This is a genomic window from Lapidilactobacillus bayanensis, from assembly GCF_003946695.1.
Taxonomy (GTDB): Bacteria; Bacillota; Bacilli; order Lactobacillales; family Lactobacillaceae; genus Lapidilactobacillus; species Lapidilactobacillus bayanensis.
Genome location: NZ_RHOX01000056.1, coordinates 1 through 1,920 on the forward strand (window position 1 = coordinate 1; position 1,920 = coordinate 1,920).

The 1,920-nt window shown below is 46.4% G+C and carries 1 protein-coding gene; it reads right to left on the reverse strand.

Annotated elements, in window-relative coordinates; translation table 11 throughout:
- Nucleotides 1–79 precede the first annotated feature (79 nt).
- The gene (gene ltrA, locus EKM65_RS11045; RefSeq protein ID WP_125608460.1) at nucleotides 80–1,468 is read right to left on the reverse strand and encodes a group II intron reverse transcriptase/maturase; all 1,389 of its coding nucleotides are present in this window, start codon (nucleotides 1,466–1,468) and stop codon (nucleotides 80–82) included.
- Between the last annotated feature and the right edge of the window lie 452 nt (nucleotides 1,469–1,920).

The following is a 1,920-nucleotide window of genomic DNA, read 5'->3' on the forward strand; positions in this document are numbered from 1 at the left end:
GATCGAGTAGGAAGTAATTGTAAATTACCGTCCTCTCACACCACCGTACGTACGGTTCCGTATACGGCGGTTCAATAATTTAGGCACTCTTTGTTTGAATTTGCTGGAGCGTCTTGCTTAGATTAATCAAGCCACGAAGTTCCAGTTTTTCATTAGTTAGGGTGTATTCCAATATTTGGCTATGTGCCGTGTGCCAGTACCCTTTACGGGTATTAGCTGCAGCCTTAGCTTGACTTTTGGTTAAGCCTAACCCTCTCAATTCATTAGCTCGAGTTTTAATTTTCTTCCATTGCTTCCAAATATACTGGCGCATGCGCGACCGCAGCCACTTATCCAATTCTGCCACAAACGACTTCAATTTTCCAAAGCCATAATACTGTAACCAGCCACGCATCTTTCGTCGAATTTCTGTGCATACTTGTTCCACGGCCACGCCGCGATTACGCTTTGTCAGACGCTTTAGTTCCTGTTTGATACGCTGTTTTGATTGCCGCACTGGATAGGGATAGGCTCCTTTTCTAGTGTGGCCCAACGTAAAACCCAAGAATTTCATCCTGCTAGTGGAAACCACTTGTGTCTTTTCCTGATTAATCGTGAGCTTTAGCTTACGCTCGAGAAAAGCTGTGACACTGGCAAGGACCCGTTGGCCCGCACGTGGGCTCTTAACGAAGATGTTACAATCATCGGCATAGCGAACAAACTTATGGCCGCGTCTAGTCAATTCTTGATCGAATTCGTTGAGATAAATGTTCGCTAACAGTGGTGAAATTGGCCCACCTTGCGGTGTACCTTCATTACTGCGTTCAAACAATGGCCCATTCATAGCACCACTGGTTAGAAAACGGCGAATGAGGCGTAATAACCAAGGGTCACTAATACGTTGTCCGAGAAACTTCATAAGCATATCGTGATTAACAGTATCGAAGTAGGCCTTCAAATCCAAGTCAACCACATATCGATAGCCGGCATTATCCAACTCAATAACTCTTTGGACTGCGTCATGCGCACTGCGTCTTGGTCGAAAACCGAAGCTGTTGTCAGAGAAAATCTGTTCATACATCGGTGAAAGCACCTGAGCCACGGCCTGTTGAACTAATCGGTCGATTACCGTTGGAATGCCAAGCTTACGCGTTCCACCGTTAGGCTTAGGAATTGATACTCGCTTGACTGGTGCCGGCTTATAAGTACCATTGACCAGTTTTGCGAGTAATTCTTCACGGTGTATTTTCAGATACGGCTTTAATTCTTCAACGGTCATACCGTCAATTCCAGCCGCTCCCTTATTCTTGACCACGCGTTTATAAGCCAAATTTAGATTATCGCGAGACAAGACTAATGCTTGAAACTGAGTGCCACTCATCATTTTGCCTTCGCCGAAGGCGATACTACGTGCCCCAGCTTGTTTTTGGTCTTCCAGACTTATCTTCTGCTGGCGGTCAGCTTGTTCTGTTTTCTGCGATTTTCGCATCGTCTTCACTTCCAGTCTCAATGTGAGTTATTATTGTTCGGTCCTTCATGGTTACCCACTACTATGACCTCGGCTGACTCCTGCGCCACTCGACCAGCCATTTCTGACTTGCCTTAGCTTGAGTTTTCTTTCTTTGGGTATTCCCTAAAGAAAACTAGGGCCGTGTGTACAGGTCTCCCCGGGTAAGAACATCAACTTTCGTACCATGTCACCGTCAGCTCTACCGTCATGACTTTGAGTAGTATTGGACTTCAGCGTGTTCAGCCGTCTCATCCAGTCATTTTCGGCCTTATAGCTGCTTCTTATTCATCGGTGCAGTACTTTGCTCATCAGGCTTCCTTCAGTCTCCATCTCACGATGAAGGCCTTGCCTTTGACTAACGGTTCCGACTACTACGGCCCGCAACGGACTTTCACCGTCTAGTTGATGCCCATGCCGGGCGCACTGAAATT

Bases quoted from the DNA above. Each gene is read 5' to 3' on its own strand.
- ltrA (WP_125608460.1), bottom strand. From the start codon at position 1,468: ATGCGAAAATCGCAGAAAACAGAACAAGCTGACCGCCAGCAGAAGATA.